Origin of the sequence: Sedimentibacter sp. B4 (assembly GCF_000309315.1) — a bacterium.
Lineage (GTDB): Bacteria > Bacillota > Clostridia > Tissierellales > Sedimentibacteraceae > Sedimentibacter > Sedimentibacter saalensis.
On the sequence record NZ_CANG01000187.1, the window covers coordinates 1 to 493 of the forward strand.

The 493-nt window shown below is 68.4% G+C and carries 1 protein-coding gene; it reads right to left on the reverse strand.

Going from position 1 to position 493, the window contains the following annotated elements:
- On the reverse strand, window positions 1–493 hold a 493-nt coding region (locus BN358_RS23120), incomplete at both ends, for a stage II sporulation protein M (RefSeq protein WP_198018387.1).

A 493-nucleotide genomic window follows, 5' to 3' on the forward strand; every position in this document is an offset into this window, starting at 1 on the left:
TGATCAGCGACCAGAACACCCCCTCGGCGCCCTGGACGTGCATCACGGCCCACATCACGCCCACGTTGAGGGAGTTTGGAGAACAGGATCTGTGCGGGGTACAACCCGGTGATGCCCGTGGCCACGCACAGCGCGGCGATGATCGCGTTGTTGGTCCAGACCAGCGCGGCGAAGCTCGCGCTCGGGTACTCGGAGTAGTAGGACGCGAATGCCTGCTCGGCGATGTAGCGCTGCTCCTCGGGCGTGACGACCGTGTTCAGCACGTCCGGGTTCGTGACCATCCACCAGCCTGCGACCGCGGCGACCAGCAGGCAGGCCGCGCTCACCACGACTGACCACCAGCGGATCCGGTACAGCGCCGCAGGGATCGTCCGGGTGAAGAACGCGGCGATCGTGGCCCAGGTCAGGGTGTTCGGACTCGCGATCCGCGCGCGGGCGCGGACCAGGATCACGGAGAGCTCGGAGACCAGGCCCGGGTCCGGCGCGCTGGAGC